General features: G+C 35.8%; 16 protein-coding genes. 9 read left to right on the top strand and 7 right to left on the bottom strand.

The window, feature by feature from the left end; translation table 11 throughout:
- Positions 1-57: 57 nt before the first annotated feature.
- The 3 genes from nrdA to ubiG all read right to left on the bottom strand — a co-directional run bounded on the left by nrdA (position 58) and on the right by ubiG (position 4,096).
- Complete coding sequence (nrdA, locus tag Q5N69_RS08690; RefSeq protein ID WP_304368487.1) at positions 58-2,331, bottom strand: class 1a ribonucleoside-diphosphate reductase subunit alpha; 2,274 nt, start codon at positions 2,329-2,331, stop codon at positions 58-60.
- A gap of 390 nt (positions 2,332-2,721) precedes the next feature.
- A complete protein-coding gene (locus Q5N69_RS08685; protein WP_304368486.1) occupies positions 2,722-3,378 on the bottom strand; it encodes an HAD-IA family hydrolase in 657 nt (218 codons plus the stop codon).
- Positions 3,379-3,385: 7 nt separating this feature from the next.
- On the bottom strand, positions 3,386-4,096 hold the full coding sequence (ubiG, locus tag Q5N69_RS08680) for a bifunctional 2-polyprenyl-6-hydroxyphenol methylase/3-demethylubiquinol 3-O-methyltransferase UbiG (protein WP_304368485.1): 711 nt from the start codon (positions 4,094-4,096) through the stop codon (positions 3,386-3,388).
- Between the two features lie 379 nt (positions 4,097-4,475).
- Here ubiG and gyrA point away from each other — a divergent pair, with 379 nt between their 5' ends.
- From gyrA to pyrF, 9 genes are all read left to right on the top strand, one after another.
- Positions 4,476-7,163, top strand: coding sequence for a DNA topoisomerase (ATP-hydrolyzing) subunit A (gene gyrA / locus Q5N69_RS08675; RefSeq protein ID WP_304368484.1), 2,688 nt, complete (start codon positions 4,476-4,478; stop codon positions 7,161-7,163).
- Between the two features lie 147 nt (positions 7,164-7,310).
- A complete protein-coding gene (serC, locus tag Q5N69_RS08670; protein WP_304368483.1) occupies positions 7,311-8,396 on the top strand; it encodes a 3-phosphoserine/phosphohydroxythreonine transaminase in 1,086 nt (361 codons plus the stop codon).
- A 1-nt stretch (position 8,397) separates the two neighbouring features.
- On the top strand, positions 8,398-9,678 hold the full coding sequence (gene aroA / locus Q5N69_RS08665) for a 3-phosphoshikimate 1-carboxyvinyltransferase (protein WP_304368482.1): 1,281 nt from the start codon (positions 8,398-8,400) through the stop codon (positions 9,676-9,678).
- Between the two features lie 85 nt (positions 9,679-9,763).
- Complete coding sequence (gene cmk / locus Q5N69_RS08660; RefSeq protein WP_304368481.1) at positions 9,764-10,453, top strand: (d)CMP kinase; 690 nt, start codon at positions 9,764-9,766, stop codon at positions 10,451-10,453.
- A gap of 99 nt (positions 10,454-10,552) precedes the next feature.
- Entirely contained in the window at positions 10,553-12,220 is a 1,668-nt protein-coding gene (gene rpsA, locus Q5N69_RS08655; protein WP_304368480.1) for a 30S ribosomal protein S1, read from the top strand.
- A gap of 94 nt (positions 12,221-12,314) precedes the next feature.
- On the top strand, positions 12,315-12,602 hold the full coding sequence (ihfB, locus tag Q5N69_RS08650; RefSeq protein ID WP_304368479.1) for an integration host factor subunit beta: 288 nt from the start codon (positions 12,315-12,317) through the stop codon (positions 12,600-12,602).
- Between the two features lie 102 nt (positions 12,603-12,704).
- On the top strand, positions 12,705-12,944 hold the full coding sequence (locus Q5N69_RS08645) for a lipopolysaccharide assembly protein LapA domain-containing protein (RefSeq protein WP_304368477.1): 240 nt from the start codon (positions 12,705-12,707) through the stop codon (positions 12,942-12,944).
- Between the two features lie 12 nt (positions 12,945-12,956).
- Positions 12,957-14,123, top strand: a complete 1,167-nt coding sequence (lapB, locus tag Q5N69_RS08640; RefSeq protein ID WP_304368476.1) for a lipopolysaccharide assembly protein LapB — start codon at positions 12,957-12,959, stop codon at positions 14,121-14,123.
- Between the two features lie 191 nt (positions 14,124-14,314).
- Complete coding sequence (pyrF, locus tag Q5N69_RS08635; RefSeq protein WP_304368475.1) at positions 14,315-15,010, top strand: orotidine-5'-phosphate decarboxylase; 696 nt, start codon at positions 14,315-14,317, stop codon at positions 15,008-15,010.
- Between the two features lie 115 nt (positions 15,011-15,125).
- Here the strand turns inward: pyrF and Q5N69_RS08630 are convergent, their stop codons facing one another.
- The 4 genes from Q5N69_RS08630 to Q5N69_RS08615 form a co-directional block, all read right to left on the bottom strand.
- Positions 15,126-16,112, bottom strand: a complete 987-nt coding sequence (locus Q5N69_RS08630) for a YeiH family protein (RefSeq protein WP_304368474.1) — start codon at positions 16,110-16,112, stop codon at positions 15,126-15,128.
- Between the two features lie 4 nt (positions 16,113-16,116).
- A complete protein-coding gene (locus Q5N69_RS08625; protein ID WP_304368473.1) occupies positions 16,117-17,094 on the bottom strand; it encodes a TauD/TfdA family dioxygenase in 978 nt (325 codons plus the stop codon).
- 9 nt (positions 17,095-17,103) lie between these two features.
- On the bottom strand, positions 17,104-18,063 hold the full coding sequence (locus Q5N69_RS08620) for an aldo/keto reductase (RefSeq protein ID WP_304368472.1): 960 nt from the start codon (positions 18,061-18,063) through the stop codon (positions 17,104-17,106).
- 196 nt (positions 18,064-18,259) lie between these two features.
- A complete protein-coding gene (locus Q5N69_RS08615; protein WP_304368471.1) occupies positions 18,260-19,009 on the bottom strand; it encodes a GntR family transcriptional regulator in 750 nt (249 codons plus the stop codon).
- Positions 19,010-19,141: the final 132 nt, after the last annotated feature.

Here is a 19,141-nt window from a genome sequence, read left to right as displayed (position 1 = left end):
TGATATAAATACATTACGAGCACACTTTGTTACAGCTATGTTAGTAACAAGTACTCATTAAATCTTACACGCGCCGCCTTCACAGTCTTCGCTTTCTACTTCAACTTGGCTATCGTCAGCACCGTCTCGTGTATTATGGTAGTACATTGTTTTAACACCTAGTTTATAGGCGGTTAAAATATCTTTCAGTACTTGTTTGATCGGTACTTTTCCTCCTTCGAATCGAGAAGGATCATAGTTAGTATTTGCTGAAATTGTTTGGTCAACAAACTTTTGCATGATACCAACTAGCTCTAGGTAACCTTGGTTACTAGGAATATTCCAAAGTAATTCGTAGTTATCTTTTAATCTTGCATACTCAGGTACAACTTGTTTTAAAATGCCATCTTTACTGGCTTTAATACTAATAAGGCCACGTGGCGGTTCAATACCGTTAGTTGCATTAGATATTTGAGAAGACGTTTCTGAAGGCATTAATGCTGAAACAGTAGAGTTTCTTACACCAAACTCCATAATGTCTTTACGTAATGTTTCCCAATCTAAATGTAGTGATTCATTAACAATGTTATCGATTTCTTTTTTGTAGGTATCAATTGGTAAGATGCCTTTTGATAATCGAGTTTCATTAAACTTAGGACAAGCACCAACTTCTTTCGCTAAGTTGTTACTTGCTTTTAATAAGTAATATTGAATTGCTTCAAAAGTCTTATGAGTTAAGTTGTTCGCACTACCATTAGAATAATACAATCCATTTTTAGCTAAGTAATAAGCGTAGTTGATAACACCTATCCCTAATGTACGTCTTCCAACCGTTGCATTTTTAGCTGCAGGCATTGGGTAATCTTGATAATCAAGTAAGTTATCTAAAGCACGTACAGCTAAATCAGCTAAGCTTTCAAGTTCGTCTAAGCTTTCAATCGCACCTAAGTTAAATGCAGAAAGGGTACAAAGGGCGATTTCACCATTTGGATCATTAATGTCATTCATTGGTTGCGTTGGTAAAGCAATTTCTAAACAAAGGTTACTTTGTCTAATCGGTGCTTGCTTCGGATCAAATGGGCTGTGAGTATTACAGTGATCAACATTTTGTAGATAAATACGACCTGTACTCGCTCTTTCTTGAGCAAATAAAGTAAATAATTCAATTGCCTTTATGCACTTTTTACGAATAGTTGGATCAGCTTCGTATTTAGTATAAAGGGCTTCAAATTCATCTTGGTCTTCAAAAAACGCATCATATAAACCAGGTACATCACTTGGACTAAATAAAGTGATTGATTCACCTTTAATTAAGCGTTGGTACATTACTTTATTGAACTGCACACCATAATCTAAATGGCGAACACGGTTTTCTTCAACACCTCTGTTATTTTTTAATACTAATAAGCTTTCAACTTCTAAATGCCATAGTGGGTAAAATAACGTTGCTGCGCCACCACGTACACCACCTTGAGAACAACTTTTAACAGCTGTTTGAAAGTGTTTGAAGAATGGAATACAACCGGTATGAAAGGCTTCACCATTTCTAATTGAGCTACCTAATGCACGTATTCTACCAGCATTAATACCAATGCCGGCACGTTGCGACACATATTTAACGATTGAGCTTGAAGCTGCATTAATAGAGTCTAGGCTATCGCCACATTCAATCAGTACACACGATGAAAATTGGCGAGTAGGTGTTCTTACACCAGACATAATTGGTGTAGGTAACGATATTTTGAAAAGAGAAATCGCGTCGTAGAAACCTTCAATGTACTTTAAGCGAGTTTCTTGTGGATATTTTGCAAATAAACAAGCTGCAACAAGAACATATAAAAATTGAGCACTCTCGTAGATTTCACCCGTTACGCGGTTTTGAACAAGGTACTTACCTTCTAACTGCTTAACAGCGGCATAACTAAAGTTTAAATCTCGACGATGATCAATAAATTGCTCCATCGCTTCAAATTCATCTTTAGTGTAATCAGCAATTAAATGTTGATCATATTTACCTGAGGCAACAAGAGAAATTACGTGATCATAAAGTTTAGGTGGTTCAAACTTACCGTAAGCTTTCTTTCTTAAATGAAAGATAGCTAAACGCGCTGATAAGAATTGATAATCAGGTGTTTCTTCGGAAATTAAGTCAGCAGCCGACTTAATAATCGTTTCATGAATATCTTCTGTTTTAATACCATCGTAAAATTGAATATGTGATTTCAATTCAACTTGAGATACAGAAACGTTATCAAGACCTTCAGCTGCCCAGTCGATAACTTTATGGATTTTTTCTAGATCAATTGGTTCTTTTTCGCCATTGCGCTTGGTAACAAAAAGGTGGTTATTCATGAAAGACCTGTTAGTAATTTATAGTTCCATATGTTCAGTGTTGAACATTTACAATTATTATATTAACCACTAGTGCTGATGTGTAATAAATACACTACATCTTGGGGTTTTATAAAAACAGATCACAAGATAGTGAGGTTTCATGGCTAATGCAAGTGTTAAAATTTCATGTATTTAATCACTTTCTAAGCTATGAAAAATTGTGTTAGTAACAACTAACTTAGTAAGGCTTTTTATTTTTGATTTATAAAGAACGCAATGCTTTTTTTAAGTTTAATTACGCTCTTAATTTATTTTTAAAAAAGGTTTTGTTTGCTTGTATTTTCAACAACCGTTTGTGTTTAGCTTAAGTTGATTTTTTAGCAAATAATACATAAATTGAATACTTGTTTATTTTATCGTCGCCAGTATATCTAAAGGGTTAAGGGTTATTACATCAGCTTGCCAGTTTTTACATTCATCTTTATTTAAAATGTATCCCCATTGTGCGATAACTGTATGCATGTTTGCTCTGTTTCCAGACTCAATATCTCTGGGAGCATCGCCTACATAAATACAATCTGTTGGAGCACACTTTATTTTTTCAGCTGCAAATAATACAGGAGCAGGGTGAGGTTTACGTTCAGGTAAGGTATCGCCGCCTATTAAGGTTTTACATTGCTTAAATTGTGAGAATTGAGGTACTAAGATTTGAGCCAAATATTCTGGCTTATTTGTTACTATGCCCCAAGGGATATTTAGGTCATCTAATGACGATAGTAAATCTTCAATACCTGGATAGAGACATGTATGAATAGCGATGTTTTCTTGGTAATAGTTTAGAAATGCAACTCTTAGTTGTTCAAAATCAAATTCGCAAAGACGATCGCCAAAACCTAATTCTAATAAACCTTTTGAACCATCGGAAGCCACAGGTCGATAAATTTCCCTATCAACTGTTTTAAGGCCTTTAGACTTTAAGACATAATTTAATGCTTTACCTAGATCATTTGCTGTGTCTAATAGAGTGCCGTCTAAATCGAATAATACGCCTTTATGTTTCTTCATAAGTTATCTAGCTCACCTTTTGAAAACATAAGATGTAATTAACATCTAGGTTTGAAGTTAACTTATGGTTTTCTGTTATTGGGTTGTAATGAATACCAGCGGTATCAATGCACTTTAAGTTATTTTCTTCAGCCCATGCAATTAATGTAGAAGGGCGAATGAATGATTTGTGATCATGTGTGCCATCAGGAACTATCTTAAGCACTTTTTCAGCTGCTATTATAGCCATTAGGTAAGACATAATTGATTTGTTCAATGTTGAAAAGAAAACAAAGCCATTGGGTTTAACCATACTTGCACATGCAGCAATTATCGAAGCTGGGTCAGGAACGTGTTCTAACATCTCCATACAAGTAACAACATCAAATGTTTCTGGACATTGTAAAGCTTTTTCTTCAGCAGTAATTTTTTGATAGTCAACTTTAACATTAGATTCTAGTGAATGAAGCTTAGCAATATTAAGAGGCTCTTCCCCCATATCAATACCTGTAACATTAGCACCTAATTTGGCCAAGCTCTCACTTAGTATGCCGCCGCCACAACCTACATCTATCATTTTTTTATCAAAAACATTTTCTATATGTTGGATAATAAACTGAAGACGAAGAGGGTTTATTTGATGAAGTGGTTTAAAGTCACCTGTTAGATCCCACCATTGACTTGCAACTTTTTCAAACTTCTCAATTTCATCAAAATTTACATTAACATTATCAGACATTTTATTAGGCTCTAGCTAAATATTTTTATTAAGATGATTCTAAATCAAAATCATATGCAAACCTAGTTGATTAGCCGTTTAATTGTTTCAATTTGTCATTTTTATATTTATCTATACGATTAGCTTTAATTGATTGGATGAAATATAAACGAGGCTATTTATGTTCAATTTATTGTTCAAATATACTACATTTTTAGACGTTAATTTTTATATTATAAAACATTGAGTTATCACTATTTAACCGATAATTTTATTGGAATAAAATCTAGGTTGATAAAGCAGTATTGTCTTGTGAAATTTTATGTTAGTATGCCGTGTTAATTATAACTATAATTTCGAAAATTCTGATTTTGTTCTAAGTTAAGGGAACCATCGATTTATGACCGATTTGGCTAACAATATTTCTCCAATAAATATTGAAGATGAATTAAAAAGCTCCTATTTAGATTACGCAATGAGCGTAATCGTAGGCCGTGCATTACCTGATGTTCGTGATGGATTAAAACCAGTGCATCGTCGCGTTTTATTCGCTATGAACGTACTAGGTAATGACTTCAATAAACCATATAAAAAATCAGCTCGTGTTGTTGGTGACGTAATTGGTAAATATCACCCTCATGGTGATACTGCTGTATACGATACCATTGTACGTATGGCGCAACCTTTTTCACTAAGGTATATGCTGGTAGATGGGCAAGGTAACTTCGGTTCTGTAGATGGCGATTCAGCTGCTGCAATGCGTTATACCGAAATTAGAATGTCGAAAATTGCACATTCTATTCTTGCTGATTTAGATAAAGAAACCGTCGATTTTGTTCCAAACTATGACGGTACTGAACATATCCCTGCGGTAATGCCTACGCGTATCCCTAACTTATTAGTTAACGGTACTTCAGGTATTGCGGTAGGTATGGCAACCAACATTCCTCCTCATAATTTAACTGAGGTTATTAATGCTTGTTTGGCGCTTATCGAAAATAGCGACTTATCAGTAGAAGAATTGATTGAATATGTTCCAGGGCCAGATTTTCCAACTGCAGGTATTATCAGTGGTCGTGCGGGTATTCAAGAAGCTTATAGAACAGGTCGCGGAAAAATAAAAATCCGTGCTCGTGCTGAAATAGAAGTTGATGAAAACTCTGGTAAAGAAACTATCATCGTTCATGAGTTACCTTACCAAGTTAACAAAGCCCGCTTAATTGAAAAAATGGCAGAGCTTGTTAAAGAAAAACGTTTAGAAGGTATTTCTGCTTTACGTGATGAGTCTGATAAAGACGGCATGCGCATGGTTATAGAAATTAAACGTGGTGAGGTAGGAGAGGTTGTTTTAAATAACCTATTCAAACTAACTCAAATGCAGGTGTCTTTTGGTTTAAATATGGTGGCATTGACTAATGGTCAGCCTAAATTATTCAACCTAAAAGAAATGCTTGAAGCATTTATACTACATCGCCGTGAAGTGGTAACTCGTCGTACTATATTCGAGCTACGTAAAGCACGCGAAAGAGCACATATTCTTGAAGGTTTATCGATTGCACTAGCGAATATCGATCCTATCATAGAATTAATCAAGCAATCTCCTACACCAAGTGAAGCAAAAGAAAAGCTTGTTTCTCAAGGATGGGAATTAGGCAATGTGGCAGAAATGCTTTCAGCTGCCGGTTATGATGCTGCTCGCCCTGAATGGGTTGAAGATGAATTTGGTATTAGAGATAACAAGTACTTCTTAACAGTTCCTCAAGCTCAAGCTATTTTAGATTTACGTTTACATAAATTAACGGGTCTAGAACACGAGAAGATCTTAAGTGAATATAAAGAGTTACTTGACCTTATTGCTGAGTTATTACACATCTTAGCGACTCCGGCACGTTTGATGGAAGTTATTCGTGAAGAATTAGAAGTTATCCGTGATGATTTTGGTGATGAGCGTAGAACAGAAATTTCTGATGCTTCTCATGATTTATCAATGGAAGACTTAATCACTGAAGAAGATGTTGTTGTAACACTTTCTCACGAAGGTTATGTTAAGTACCAAGTTTTAGCTGATTACGATGCACAGCGTCGTGGTGGTAAAGGTAAAGCTGCTACTAAGATGAAAGAAGAAGATTTCATTGAAAGGCTTCTTGTTGCTAACACGCATGACACTATTCTTTGTTTCTCAGACAAAGGCAGAATGTATTGGCTTAAAGTATTCCAATTACCATTAGCAAGCAGAACGGCTAGAGGACGTCCAATTGTTAATATTCTTCCTTTAGAATCTGATGAAAGAATTACCGCTATTTTACCTGTACGCGAATATGAAGAAGACAAGTTTATCTTTATGGCTACTGCATCAGGTACTGTTAAGAAAACACGTTTAACAGAATACTCTCGTCCTAGAGCTAATGGTATTATTGCTATTAATTTACGTGAAGACGATACGTTAATCGGTGTTAATATTACCAATGGCGATAACGACATCATGCTATTTTCTGATGCTGGTAAAGTGGTACGCTTTACTGAAGGTAAGAAAAAGCCTGAAGATGAAAACTTTGTTGTTAAACCTGTAGGTCGTAACGCAACAGGTGTTCGTGGAATGAAGTTAGAAAATGACGAAAAAGTTGTTTCTCTTATTGTTCCAAACAATGAAGGTCCAATCTTAACTATTACTGAAAATGGTTTTGGTAAGCGAACTGCATTAGAAGAATACCCAGCTAAGAGTCGTGCAACTAAAGGTGTTGTATCAATCAAAGTGAGTGAGCGTAACGGTAAAGTTGTTGGTGCTGTTCAAGTTGAAGAGCAAGACGAAATTATGTTGATCACAGATAACGGCACTCTAGTACGAACTCGTGTAAACGAAGTTAGTGTTATTGGACGTAACACTCAAGGTGTTCGTATTATTCGTACTTCTGAAACTGAATTAGTTGTTGCATTACAACGTATTGATGAGATTCAGTCTGACGAATCTGACGATGTTATTGATGGAACGGTTGCAGAAGGAACTCCAGCAGCAGAAGTTAATACTGATGTAGTTGTAGACTCACCTGAAAGTGAGGCAACTGACGAAGTGGGTGAAGATACAGAATAACAACTGTCATACAATAAAATAAAAGGGCGGTTTAACCGCTCTTTTTTATGTTTAAGTTGGCAATAAAAATAAAGTGTATAGGTATGTTTAATTTATTCATTCTGCATACCTATTAATATAACGAAATTTCAAAAGGTTAATTTTATAATGTCTGGTGTTTATAACTTTTGTGCTGGTCCTGCAATGCTGCCTGTCGATGTAATGACGAAAGCACAGCAAGAATTTATTAATTGGAACGATATGGGTAGTTCTGTAATGGAACTGAGTCATCGCAGCCCTGAATATATTGCTGTTGCAGCCAAAGCTGAAGCGACACTGCGAAAATTAATGCATATTCCAACTAACTATAAAGTATTGTTTTGTCATGGTGGTGGTAGAGGGCAGTTTTCTGCAGTTCCTTTAAACTTATTACCTGCAGGTAAAAAAGCTGATTATATCGTTTCAGGTTCATGGTCAAAATCAGCAGCAGCAGAAGCGGCTAATTTTGGTGAAGTTAATGTTATCGATGTAACTCATGAAACCGAAGATGAAAAAACAATTCTTCCTTTGAAGGAATGGCCTTTATCATCTGATGCAGCTTATGTACATTATTGCCCGAATGAGACAGTTGATGGCGTAGAAATTTTTGATCTTCCTGAAACTAACGGTATACCTTTAGTTGCTGATTTATCGTCAACAATCCTTTCAAGAAAGTTTGATGTTTCTAAGTTTGGTCTCATTTACGCTGGCGCTCAAAAGAATATAGGTCCGTCAGGGTTAACTATCGTTATTGTAAGAGAAGATCTTCTAGGCAATGCTCCTAAAGCGACACCTTGCATCATGAATTATAAAACGTTAGCTGATAACGATTCTATGTATAACACGCCTCCTACGTATGCATGGTACTTAGCAGGTCTAGTTTTCGACTGGTTAACTGACTTAGGTGGTGTTGACGTTATTGAAAAAGTGAATGCCAAAAAAGCCCAGCTTTTATATAACTACATTGATGAAAGCGATTTCTATCAAAATAAAATTGCAAAAGAATTCCGTAGCACCATGAATGTTCCTTTTTGGTTAGTCAATGAAGAATTAGACAAGAAGTTTTTAACTGAATCAGCTGAGCAAGGCTTAACTGCTTTAAAAGGCCATCGTATGGTAGGTGGTATGCGTGCAAGTATATATAACGCTATGCCTTATGAAGGTGTAGAAGCATTAGTTACGTTCATGAAAAAGTTTGCACAGGAGAATGGATAGAATGGAGCAGTTAACATTAAATCCTATTGAAAAAATTAATGGTGAAATATTTTTACCAGGTTCAAAAAGCTTATCTAATCGCGCTTTATTAATCGCCGCATTAGCAAATGGTGTAACTAAAATTACTAACTTACTTGTTAGTGAAGACATTGAACATATGCTCAATGCTTTAACTACACTAGGCATTAAGTATACGCTAAGTGATTGCGGTACAGAATGTACTGTAGTGGGTAATAATGGTTTTTTCAAAACGGATAAGCCACTAGAATTATATTTAGGTAACGCGGGTACAGCAATGCGTCCTTTATGTGCAGCACTTGCTGCAAGTGAAGGAGAATTTGTATTAACTGGCGAACCAAGAATGAAAGAAAGACCTATTGGCCATTTAGTTGATGCATTAGCTCAATTAGATGCTGATATCGAATACCTTGAAAATAAAGACTATCCACCAGTAAAAATATCTGGCAAAGCTTTAACAGGTAATACAGTAAGCATTGATGGTTCAATATCTAGCCAGTTTTTAACTGCAATATTAATGGTTGCACCTTTATTGAAAAGTGATACCAATATCGATATTAAGGGTGACTTAGTTTCAAAACCATATATTGATATTACACTTGATATTATGTCTAGATTTGGTATTAAAGTGCAAAATAATGATTATCAGTCGTTTACAGTTCAAGGTAATCAAACTTACCAAGCCCTAGATAGATATATGGTAGAAGGGGATGCTTCATCAGCATCGTACTTTTTAGCTGCTGGTGCGATTAAAGGCGGAGAAATTACGGTACATGGTGTAGGTCGATTAAGCGTTCAAGGTGATAAGCATTTTGCTGATGTTCTCGAAAAAATGGGCGCAGAGGTTAAATGGAATGATGAATCAATTACTGTTATAGGTAAACCACTTACTGCTGTAGACATGGATATGAATCATATCCCTGATGCTGCAATGACAATTGCAACAACAGCATTGTTTGCCAAAGGTACCACAAGTATTCGTAACATTTATAACTGGCGTGTTAAAGAAACAGACCGTCTTACTGCTATGGCAACAGAGCTTAGAAAAGTAGGAGCAGAAGTAATAGAAGGTGAAGATTTTATTACTATAACTCCACCAGCTTCATTAAAGCATGCTGAAATAGATACTTATAATGATCATCGCGTTGCTATGTGCTTTTCTCTTATTGCATTGAGTGACACACCTGTAACGATTAATGATCCTAAATGTACAGCAAAAACATTCCCTGACTATTTTGATAAGTTAGCACAAGTTTCTTGCTAGAAACGTTAAAAAATAAAATTTTATGCGATTTAGAGGGTGAAATCCCGTATAATCACGCCGATTTTTGACATTAGGAGAAAGATGTATGCAGCAAAACGTTCCAGTAATCACTATTGACGGACCTAGTGGCGCTGGTAAAGGCACTGTAGCTCGTATAGTTGCAGAAAAGCTTGGATGGCACTTACTTGATAGTGGTGCAATTTACCGCGTTTTGGCTTTAGCGACTCATTATCATCAAGTTGATGTAACTGAAGAAGAACCGCTGATCCCTATGGCAGCACATTTAGATGTGCAATTTGAAATAAGTAGTGATGGAGAAAGTAAAGTTATCCTTGAAGGGGAGAATGTTACTGACACTATTCGTACCGAAGAAATAGGTAAGCTTGCTTCTAAGGTTGCTGCTTTTCCTCGAGTAAGAGAAGCTTTATTAAGAAGACAACGTGCATTTAAAGTTTCTCCTGGCTTAGTTGCTGATGGACGAGATATGGGGACTATCGTCTTTGCTGACGCTGCAGTTAAAATATTCTTGACGGCAAGTGCCGAAGAAAGAGCAGAGCGAAGATTTAAACAGTTGAAAGATAAAGGGCAAGATGTTAAAATCGGGCGCCTTTTAGATGACATACGTCAGCGTGATGAGCGAGATCAGAACAGAGATGTTGCACCATTAATCGCAGCTAAAGGGGCATTAGTTATTGATTCTACAGATATTTCTGTAGATGCCGTGGTCGATAAAATATTGTCTTTTGCAGTAAATTTAACTAAAAAAACAACGTAATACTACTTTAAGCCTAATGTAAGGATACGCTGGGCATTATTAACAACCCCATGAAACATGTATGTTGATTGGATTACAAGCTGAGTTCATATAATTATTATGACTGAAAATTTTGCACAACTTTTTGAAGAAAGTTTAAAAGAAATCGAAACACGTCCAGGTTCTATTATCAAAGGAACCGTGGTTGCTATCAATAAAGACAACGTTTTAGTTGACGCAGGTTTAAAATCTGAAAGCGTTATCTCAATCGACCAATTCAAAAACACTGCTGGTGAGATTGAAATTAGTGTTGGTGACGAGATTGACGTAGCGTTAGATGCGACTGATGATGGTTTTGGTGAAACAATACTTTCTCGTGAAAAAGCAAAACGTCACGAAGCATGGCAAGTGCTTGAAAAAGCATACGAAGAAAAAGAAACTGTTATCGGTGTTATCAACGGTAAAGTTAAAGGTGGCTTCACAGTTGAAGTTAGCAACATTCGTGCTTTCTTACCTGGCTCATTAGTAGATGTTCGTCCAATCCGCGATACAGCTCACCTTGAAGGTAAAGATTTAGAATTTAAAGTTATTAAGCTTGATCAAAAGCGTAATAACGTTGTTGTTTCTCGTCGTGCTGTTATCGAATCTGAAAGCAGTGTTGAACGTGATGCATTATTAGAGTCATTAGCTGAAGGCCTAGAAGTTAAAGGTATCGTTAAGAACCTTACTGATTACGGTGCATTCGTAGATTTAGGCGGCATTGACGGTTTACTACACATTACAGATATGGCTTGGAAACGCGTTAAGCACCCAGGCGAAATCGTAAATGTTGGTGACGAAATCCAAGTTAAAGTACTTAAATTTGACCGTGAACGTACACGTGTTTCATTAGGTATGAAGCAGTTAGGCGAAGATCCATGGGTAGCTATTGCTAAGCGTTACCCTGAAGGTGCTAAACTTTCTGGTCGCGTAACTAACTTAACTGACTACGGTTGTTTTGTTGAAATCCAAGAAGGCGTTGAAGGTTTAGTTCACGTTTCTGAAATGGATTGGACTAACAAAAACATCCACCCATCTAAAGTTGTTAACTTAGGTGATACTGTTGAAGTAATGGTATTAGAAATTGACGAAGAACGTCGTCGTATTTCTCTAGGTCTTAAGCAATGTATCCCGAACCCTTGGGAAGAGTTTGCTAAGAACTTCAACAAAGGTGATAAAGTATCAGGTAAGATCAAGTCAATCACTGACTTTGGTATCTTCATTGGTCTTGACGGCGGCATTGACGGTTTAGTTCACTTATCTGATATTTCATGGGCTGGCGGTGAAGAAGCTGTTCGTGAATACAAGAAAGGTGATGAAATCTCAGCTGTTGTATTACAAGTAGACCCTGAGCGTGAGCGTATTTCTTTAGGCGTTAAGCAAACTGAAGACGATCCGTTTAACCAGTATCTGACAGACACCAAAAAAGGTGCTATTGTTAATGGTAAGGTTGTTGAAGTAGATGCTAAAGGCGCTAAGATTGAACTAGCTGAAGGCGTTGAAGGTTACTTACGTGTAGCTGATATTTCACGTGAACGTATCGAAGATGCGACAACTGAATTATCTGTAGGTGATAGTGTTGAAACTAAGTTTGTTGGTGTAGATCGTAAGAACCGCACAATCAGCTTATCAATCAAAGCTAAAGACCAAGCAGACGAGCGTGAAGCTATGGATTCATTGAACCAATCTGCTGAAGATACTTCTGGTTTAAGTGCTATGGCAGAAGCGTTTAAAAACGCTAAAAGCTAATAACAACTAAAATAAGCATTAAAGGAAAGTATAGTCTATACTTTCCTTTATCTAATCCAATGGCGCATAAGCTAAATCATAACTGGAGGTTAATATGACCAAATCAGAACTGATTGAGAAATTAACTGATAAATTAAGTCATTTATCAGCTAAAGATGTAGAACAATCGATTAAAGAAATTCTTGAAATGATGGCGCAAACTCTATCAAAGGGTGATCGTATTGAAATAAGAGGTTTTGGTAGTTTTTCATTACATTATCGTGCACCGCGTGTTGGTCGTAATCCTAAAACAGGTGAATCTGTTGAACTTGAGGGTAAATATGTACCTCATTTCAAACCTGGTAAAGAGTTACGTGAAAGAGTTAATCTTTCAATTGCTTAAGAAGTTGTAAGAGTTTTGAACTCTTTGCTTTCAAATGAAATGGCATGCTACTTAGCGTGCCTTTTTTTTATATTAAATCGACTAGAAATATAAGAGTTTATTGTGCGTTTATATTTAACTGTTATTTTATTCCTCATTTTTTTAGCTATCGCCTTTGTGTTTGGCAGTCAAAATGATCAAACATTCACACTCAATTACTTAATCGCAAGAATTGATATATCGGTAGCTGCCGCTGTTAGTTTATTTACTATTGTTGGTTTCATACTTGGCTTATTATTTTGCTTCTTATGGAAATTAATCAATGTAGTTTCTCCTAAAAAAAATTCAAAAAATAGCTCGTAGGATTCATTATATATGGAATGGCTTTTTCTATTATTACCCGTAGCTGTAGCTTATGGTTGGTTCATGCGAGGCAACAACCTCAAACAAAATGTACACGCCGAAAAAGAAGAATTATCGATAAAATATTCTACAGGCTTAAATTACCTCTTTTCAAATCAACAAGATAAAGCGATTGACTATTTACTTGAAGCTTTAAAAGTAGAGGATGACTCTGTTGAAGCACATTTTGCTATGGCAAATTTATTTAGACGACGCGGCGAACTCGACCGTGCGTTGAAAGTACATGAACATTTAGTAAGACAAAAACATTTACCTAACAGCGCTCAGCAACAAGCTGTTTTTGAGTTAGGTAAAGACTTTTTAAGTGCCGGTCTATACGACCGTGCTGAAAACATGTTTGATCAATTGTTAAAATCTAAAGTTTATGGTTTGAAATCATTAAGCTTTTTAATGCAAATTTTTCAATCGACTAAAGATTGGGATAGAGGTATTAATTTAAAAAAAGCAATTATTAAAACTAAAGATAAAAAGCTTAAACACAATCTGGCTAACTTTTATTGTGAGCTAGCAACAGTTGCATTGAAAAAAGATGAGTTTATCGAAGTTATCGAACTGTTAGAGCAAGCATTAACACTGGATCCTGATTCGTGTCGTGCTAATTGGTTGATGGCTCAAATATACGAGAATCATCAACAATATGCTGAAGCTTGTCAGTGTTATCGTGATATTTATAAACAAGATAAAGAATTTTTCCCTGATGTTATCACTAAAATGCATCACTGTTACAGTGAACTTGGTGAAGAAGAAGAGTTTTATAAATTTATCCGAAAAGTTTATGAAGAGACTGGTAGTTCTACCGCATTGATTGCATACCTTAGCTATCTTGAAAAACATCATAGTTTAACCAAGGCAAAAGAGTTTATTTTACTTGCTTTGAAACGTAGACCTACAATTCGTGGCTTCAATCATTTTGTTGAAATGCAAATGACGGAATCAGAACTAGAAAAATCTACTGAGCATTTAGATGTGATCAAAGAGTTGGTTTCTGAATATTTGAAACTTAAGCATAGATATAGTTGTAGAACCTGTGGTTTCAATAGCAGCACGCATTATTGGTCTTGTCCGTCTTGTCATGACTGGGAACAATTGAAACCAGTGCGTGGGCTTGAAGGCGAATAAAGAATAGTTTCTTTGCTATTTTCATCAATATTATTGTCAACCGTACTCACTGACTAGCGTCAGCTCCGTGCGATTTCCTCAATCTTGAAGAAACTAGCTTCGAACCTAGTCTTTATTAAGCTAATTTATTATTGTAAATTGACTAGCCCTTATAGTTAGTTTGAAGAAAGAATTAAAGAATAGGGAACTCCATGTTAGATCCAAAAGTTGTTGTTGCATTAGATTTCGATAAAAAAGCAGATGCTTTATCATTCGTTGATAAAGTACAGCCAAGTGATTGTCGTCTAAAAGTAGGCAAAGAGATGTTTACTTATTTCGGTCCTGAATTTGTTAAATCATTAACAGGTAAAGGTTTTGATGTTTTTTTAGACTTAAAATTTCATGATATACCTAATACGGTAGCAAAGGCAGTTAGTGCTTCTGCTGATTTAGGTGTGTGGATGGTAAATGTTCATGCCAGTGGTGGTACAAAAATGATGGTGGCGGCTAAAGATGCATTAGCTTCGTACAAGCAAGATGCGCCATTATTGATTGGTGTTACGGTGTTAACTAGCATGGGTCAAGATGATTTATTAGGTTTAGGTATTACTAAAACACCAGCAGAACAAGTGATGGCATTAGCTACTTTAGCAAATAATAGTGGCTTAGATGGCGTTGTGTGTTCTGCATGGGAAGCTGAAGCATTAAAGCAAACTCAAGGTAAAGAGTTTAAATTAGTCACACCAGGTATTAGACCTGCTGGTGCATCTGCGGATGATCAAAAGAGAATAATGACACCGAGAGAAGCGATTGATGTTGGTGTTGATTATTTAGTGATAGGGCGCCCAATTACTAAAGCTGATGACCCTCATAGTGTTTTACAAAGTATTAATGCTTCACTTCTTTAATTAGGAAGTCGAGTATACTCTTTAGCTTTAATCTAATTGAGTAAGTAACAATCTTAATGTTACTTACTCAATCCTCCAGATGTCTTCTCTTTTTTATTAATAAAACTCACAGCCTTTAAATAAAACAAATCGCTGCTAAAATTACTGCCGCAATCCATAAAGTCTCCACCATCATTAATACAATGGGTTTAAAACCTACAGATTTAAGCTTAGCAAAATTTGATTTCATGCCTATCGCAGTGATCGATATAACTAAAGCAAAGCGTGAAAAACTTGTTGCTGGTTCCACTATCAATTCTGGAAGCGTAAAACATGAATTGATTATCATAAGAATAACAAAAGCAATTAGAAATCCCGGTACTTTAGCTGCTTTAGCTCCTTTATGATCGCCACTTGTATTGAGTTTAATAACAAACAACATGGCTAATACTACAGGCATTAATAAACTTACACGCACTAATTTTACTAATGTTGACATATCACCAGTGTCTTCGCTAATCGAATAACCAGCTCCAACGACTTGAGCCACATCGTGTATTGTTCCACCTAAGAAGAAACCTGAATCGATATCATTTAATCCTAAATAGGTAACTAGGATAGGGTATACAACCATAGCTATGGTTGATAAAGAAGTGACACCTATAATGGTAACTAAAGTATCTCTTTCCTTGTTTTTATGTTCAGGCAGTATTGCTGTGATTGCCATTGCTGCTGAAGCTCCACAAATAGCAACAGAACCACCAGTAAGTGCGCCAAAGCTTTTACTTAACTTCATTTGCTTTGACAAGATGATACCTAAGCAAATGGTGCTTGCTATAGCTACAATTAAAATGATAATCGCTTCCCAGCCTAAAGATACAAGATCGTTGAGTGCAATCCTCAACCCAAGTAAGGCTACTCCAACTCTTAATATAAACGTTGCAGCAAACTCAATTCCTTTTGTACAAGGTGAATCTTCGTAAAGAAATGACATAGCTATACCTAGCAGTAAGGCAAATAGCATGGCTGGAGCACCATAATGTTCACTTAAAAACAAAGCCGCTAACCCAGTAATAGTTGTTACACTTATACCAGGTAATAGCGCTTTAATATTGATAGCCATAACTCTATTTTTGGCCTAAAACTACAAGAACTTTACGTTTGGTTTCGCCTGAATATGGACGTCTACCATGCATAGCTAAATTGTTATCTACTAAAGCCACATCACCATTCTGCCAGTCAATGTTATAAGAAACAGATTCAGAGATAGAAACAACTTTATCTAAATAGCTTTTAGTAAAAAATGTATTATCGCCAAAACATAAGGCTACTGATGGATCTTCGTTAACACCTTGCCAACCTTTATATGCTGCAATTATTTGGTTAAAGAATACTTTTCTATCACCCTGTAAGGTTCTAATAGCAGGTAAAGCAGCAGTTTGAGCTTTTAAAGATCCGTCTTCTAACCATTGCCATGTATATCCTAATTCTTTAAGCTTTTCTTCTGCTCTAGCTACGTCAGATACACTTAAAGTACTACGCCAGCTTCTACCTTGACCTGATTCTGGTCTATCTTCACCTGGCATTATTGTTGTGTATTTAATACCAACTTGTTCTAATTTATTAGTTGTTTCTGGGTCAAATTCAACCAATTGTTTATATATCTCGTCAGAGCGACATATAACGGTAGCGCCGCCATGGTCAGCTGCTTCCTCACAGAAAAGAGATATCCTTTCTGGATAAATAGGCGTTTGAGCCATTTCATTATGAAGATATATCTCTACGTCTTTAGGAGCTTCATTAGCTGTAAACACATACTCAGTATAATTAATGCGTACCGCGTTCGATAAAGATTCTTTATAAGTAAAGTTTGGATAACCAAAAGCAGAAAAGAAATCATCGTAAGTTTGTGCATTTGTTACAGGGAAGCCTCTGAAAAGAATTGCTCCTGTGCAATTTAATTCAGTTTGTAATGTTAATAGGTTGCTTGATATCCATGATGTCGCTTCTTCAATAGTTTTAATTGAACCATCATTAACGATAATAGCAGGGAACTCTTCAGCGGAATTTCTCAAATCGTCGAGCATATTACTAATGTAAGCCATAAGATTTCCTTAATCGTAGATAGGATAAAATTTATTGAAAGCTGCTTCGCAGAAGTCACCTGGATCGTTAAAACGTTTGTTGATGTTAAGTGCCGAAATAGCCGTCATTTCATCTTCAGATAAACTAAAGTCGAAAATACTAATATTTTCTTTTAAGCGATTAAGGTTACTGCTTTTAGGAATAATTGAACAACCGCGTTGCACACCCCAGCGTAAAACTATTTGTGCAGGAGTTTTGTTTAAACGTTCTGCGGCTTTAATAACAACATCTTTCTCTAATACAGATTCACTTTGCTTGGCCATATCTAATTCAAGATAAGATAACGCACCTAAAGGAGAAAAAGCCGTGACACTAATGTTGTAGCTTTTTGCTAACTTAATTAATTTTTCTTGAGTGAGATAAGGGTGCGATTCTATTTGCAGTTGCGCTGGTTTTATTTTCGCGTAAGCCATCAAGTCGTTTAATAAACCAGAGTTGTAATTACAAATACCAATTTCTTTTACTAAACCTTTTTCACTTAACGACTCCATAGCCTGCCAAGTTTCTTGTAAAGGCACTGGTGCTATAACCATTTCTGGAGAGTCTGATTCCGTATCAAAAATCCATTCGGGTGGGTAGCGTGTTTCAAATGGCACAAATGGTTGAGCGATAGGGAAATGTATTAAATAAGTATCTAAATATGTTAAACCTAAATCCGTTAACGATTTTTGAAGCGCAAGTTCTACATGTTCTTTAGCGTGATACGTATTCCAAAGCTTTGAAGTGATTTTTAAGTCTGCACGAGTACAAATACCTTCTTCTATTGCACGTGCAATACCTTTACCTACTTCAACTTCATTACCGTAGTCACACGCACTGTCTAAATGTCTATAACCAATTTTTATAGCGTTATATACAATATCTGCACAATCTGATTCTGGAAGTTTCCATAATCCTAAGCCAACCTTATAAATATCTATGCTTTCCATCTGTACACCTTTGTCTTATAAAATAACTAATGTTATGTATCTTATATAAGACTGTGTTTTTGTCAAACAGTTATTTGATTAAATATTGACTTTATTTAAAAAGAGGAGGGTGTTTGAGCAATAAAAGAAGGTAGGAGACGATAACATGTCACCTCAATATAAAATTGAAATTTACATTGAGGTGTATAGATATAAATTACATGATGTCAGCTAAATAGTGATATTTATCAGACAAACAACGGGTTTTTCTATACTCAATAAGTTTACCTTCTAATGAGTGTGCTATACGAGTAAAAGTTAGTAGCGGTTCGTTAACCGAAATATTCAATTGCTTTGCGTCACTTTCATTTGCCAGAACTGCTTTAATACGGTCAGAAATATTATGAACTGTATGATGATAATTGGTTTGATAGAAGTGATATAAGGTATGCGGGATATCCGCTTCTTCTATTAAGCCTTCAAAATATTTTTTAGGCAGATAAATGTCTTCTAATATACAAAGTTCACCATCAATCTTTCTTTTGCGAGATAAAACAATAACTTCTTCATCATCTTTGAGTTGTAAATTCTCGGCAATATCGCCAGTAGCAAGTTCAATTTTTCGAGATAAAGTCTCTGATTTAGGTAATTCAGGCTTATTACCATCAGCTACAATAGGGAAGAATTTATACAAAGCACTTTGGCTAGTGCGTTCTGAAACAAAAGTACCAACACCTTGCTTTCTCTCTAAAATCTTGTCTGCAGTTAATATGTTTAATGCTTTGCGCACTGTACCTTGGCTTACATTAAATTCATCAGCAAGTTGAAACTCATTAGGTAGCATTTCTCCTGGTTTCCAGCGTTGCTCTACGATCAGTTGAGTCACATATTCTTCAACTTGTTTATAAAGAGGCTGGTATGAAGGGCCATTTGAGCTAAGTTTACTTTCGAATTTATTTTTTTTCATTGGTTACTACAAATAGTCCTAGACTGAGTTTATCAAGATAACTTACGGCGATTATATAAACAAATACAATGGAACAATACTATTAAAGCATTATATTATAAATACTTGTTGTCTATTTATCCCTTAATAAAA

The organism is Pseudocolwellia sp. AS88 (assembly GCF_030551755.1).
In the GTDB taxonomy this organism is placed as follows: Bacteria; Pseudomonadota; Gammaproteobacteria; order Enterobacterales; family Alteromonadaceae; genus Pseudocolwellia.
The sequence above is the reverse complement of the archived record's forward strand: the minus strand, read 5'-3'. Positions and strand labels throughout refer to the sequence as shown.

Coding starts and splice junctions, on each gene's coding strand:
- nrdA (WP_304368487.1), bottom strand. CDS start 2,331: ATGAATAACCACCTTTTTGTTACCAAGCGCAATGGCGAAAAAGAACCA.
- Q5N69_RS08685 (WP_304368486.1), bottom strand. CDS start 3,378: ATGAAGAAACATAAAGGCGTATTATTCGATTTAGACGGCACTCTATTA.
- ubiG (WP_304368485.1), bottom strand. CDS start 4,096: ATGTCTGATAATGTTAATGTAAATTTTGATGAAATTGAGAAGTTTGAA.
- gyrA (WP_304368484.1), top strand. CDS start 4,476: ATGACCGATTTGGCTAACAATATTTCTCCAATAAATATTGAAGATGAA.
- serC (WP_304368483.1), top strand. CDS start 7,311: ATGTCTGGTGTTTATAACTTTTGTGCTGGTCCTGCAATGCTGCCTGTC.
- aroA (WP_304368482.1), top strand. CDS start 8,398: ATGGAGCAGTTAACATTAAATCCTATTGAAAAAATTAATGGTGAAATA.
- cmk (WP_304368481.1), top strand. CDS start 9,764: ATGCAGCAAAACGTTCCAGTAATCACTATTGACGGACCTAGTGGCGCT.
- rpsA (WP_304368480.1), top strand. CDS start 10,553: ATGACTGAAAATTTTGCACAACTTTTTGAAGAAAGTTTAAAAGAAATC.
- ihfB (WP_304368479.1), top strand. CDS start 12,315: ATGACCAAATCAGAACTGATTGAGAAATTAACTGATAAATTAAGTCAT.
- lapB (WP_304368476.1), top strand. CDS start 12,957: ATGGAATGGCTTTTTCTATTATTACCCGTAGCTGTAGCTTATGGTTGG.
- pyrF (WP_304368475.1), top strand. CDS start 14,315: ATGTTAGATCCAAAAGTTGTTGTTGCATTAGATTTCGATAAAAAAGCA.
- Q5N69_RS08630 (WP_304368474.1), bottom strand. CDS start 16,112: ATGGCTATCAATATTAAAGCGCTATTACCTGGTATAAGTGTAACAACT.
- Q5N69_RS08625 (WP_304368473.1), bottom strand. CDS start 17,094: ATGGCTTACATTAGTAATATGCTCGACGATTTGAGAAATTCCGCTGAA.
- Q5N69_RS08620 (WP_304368472.1), bottom strand. CDS start 18,063: ATGGAAAGCATAGATATTTATAAGGTTGGCTTAGGATTATGGAAACTT.
- Q5N69_RS08615 (WP_304368471.1), bottom strand. CDS start 19,009: ATGAAAAAAAATAAATTCGAAAGTAAACTTAGCTCAAATGGCCCTTCA.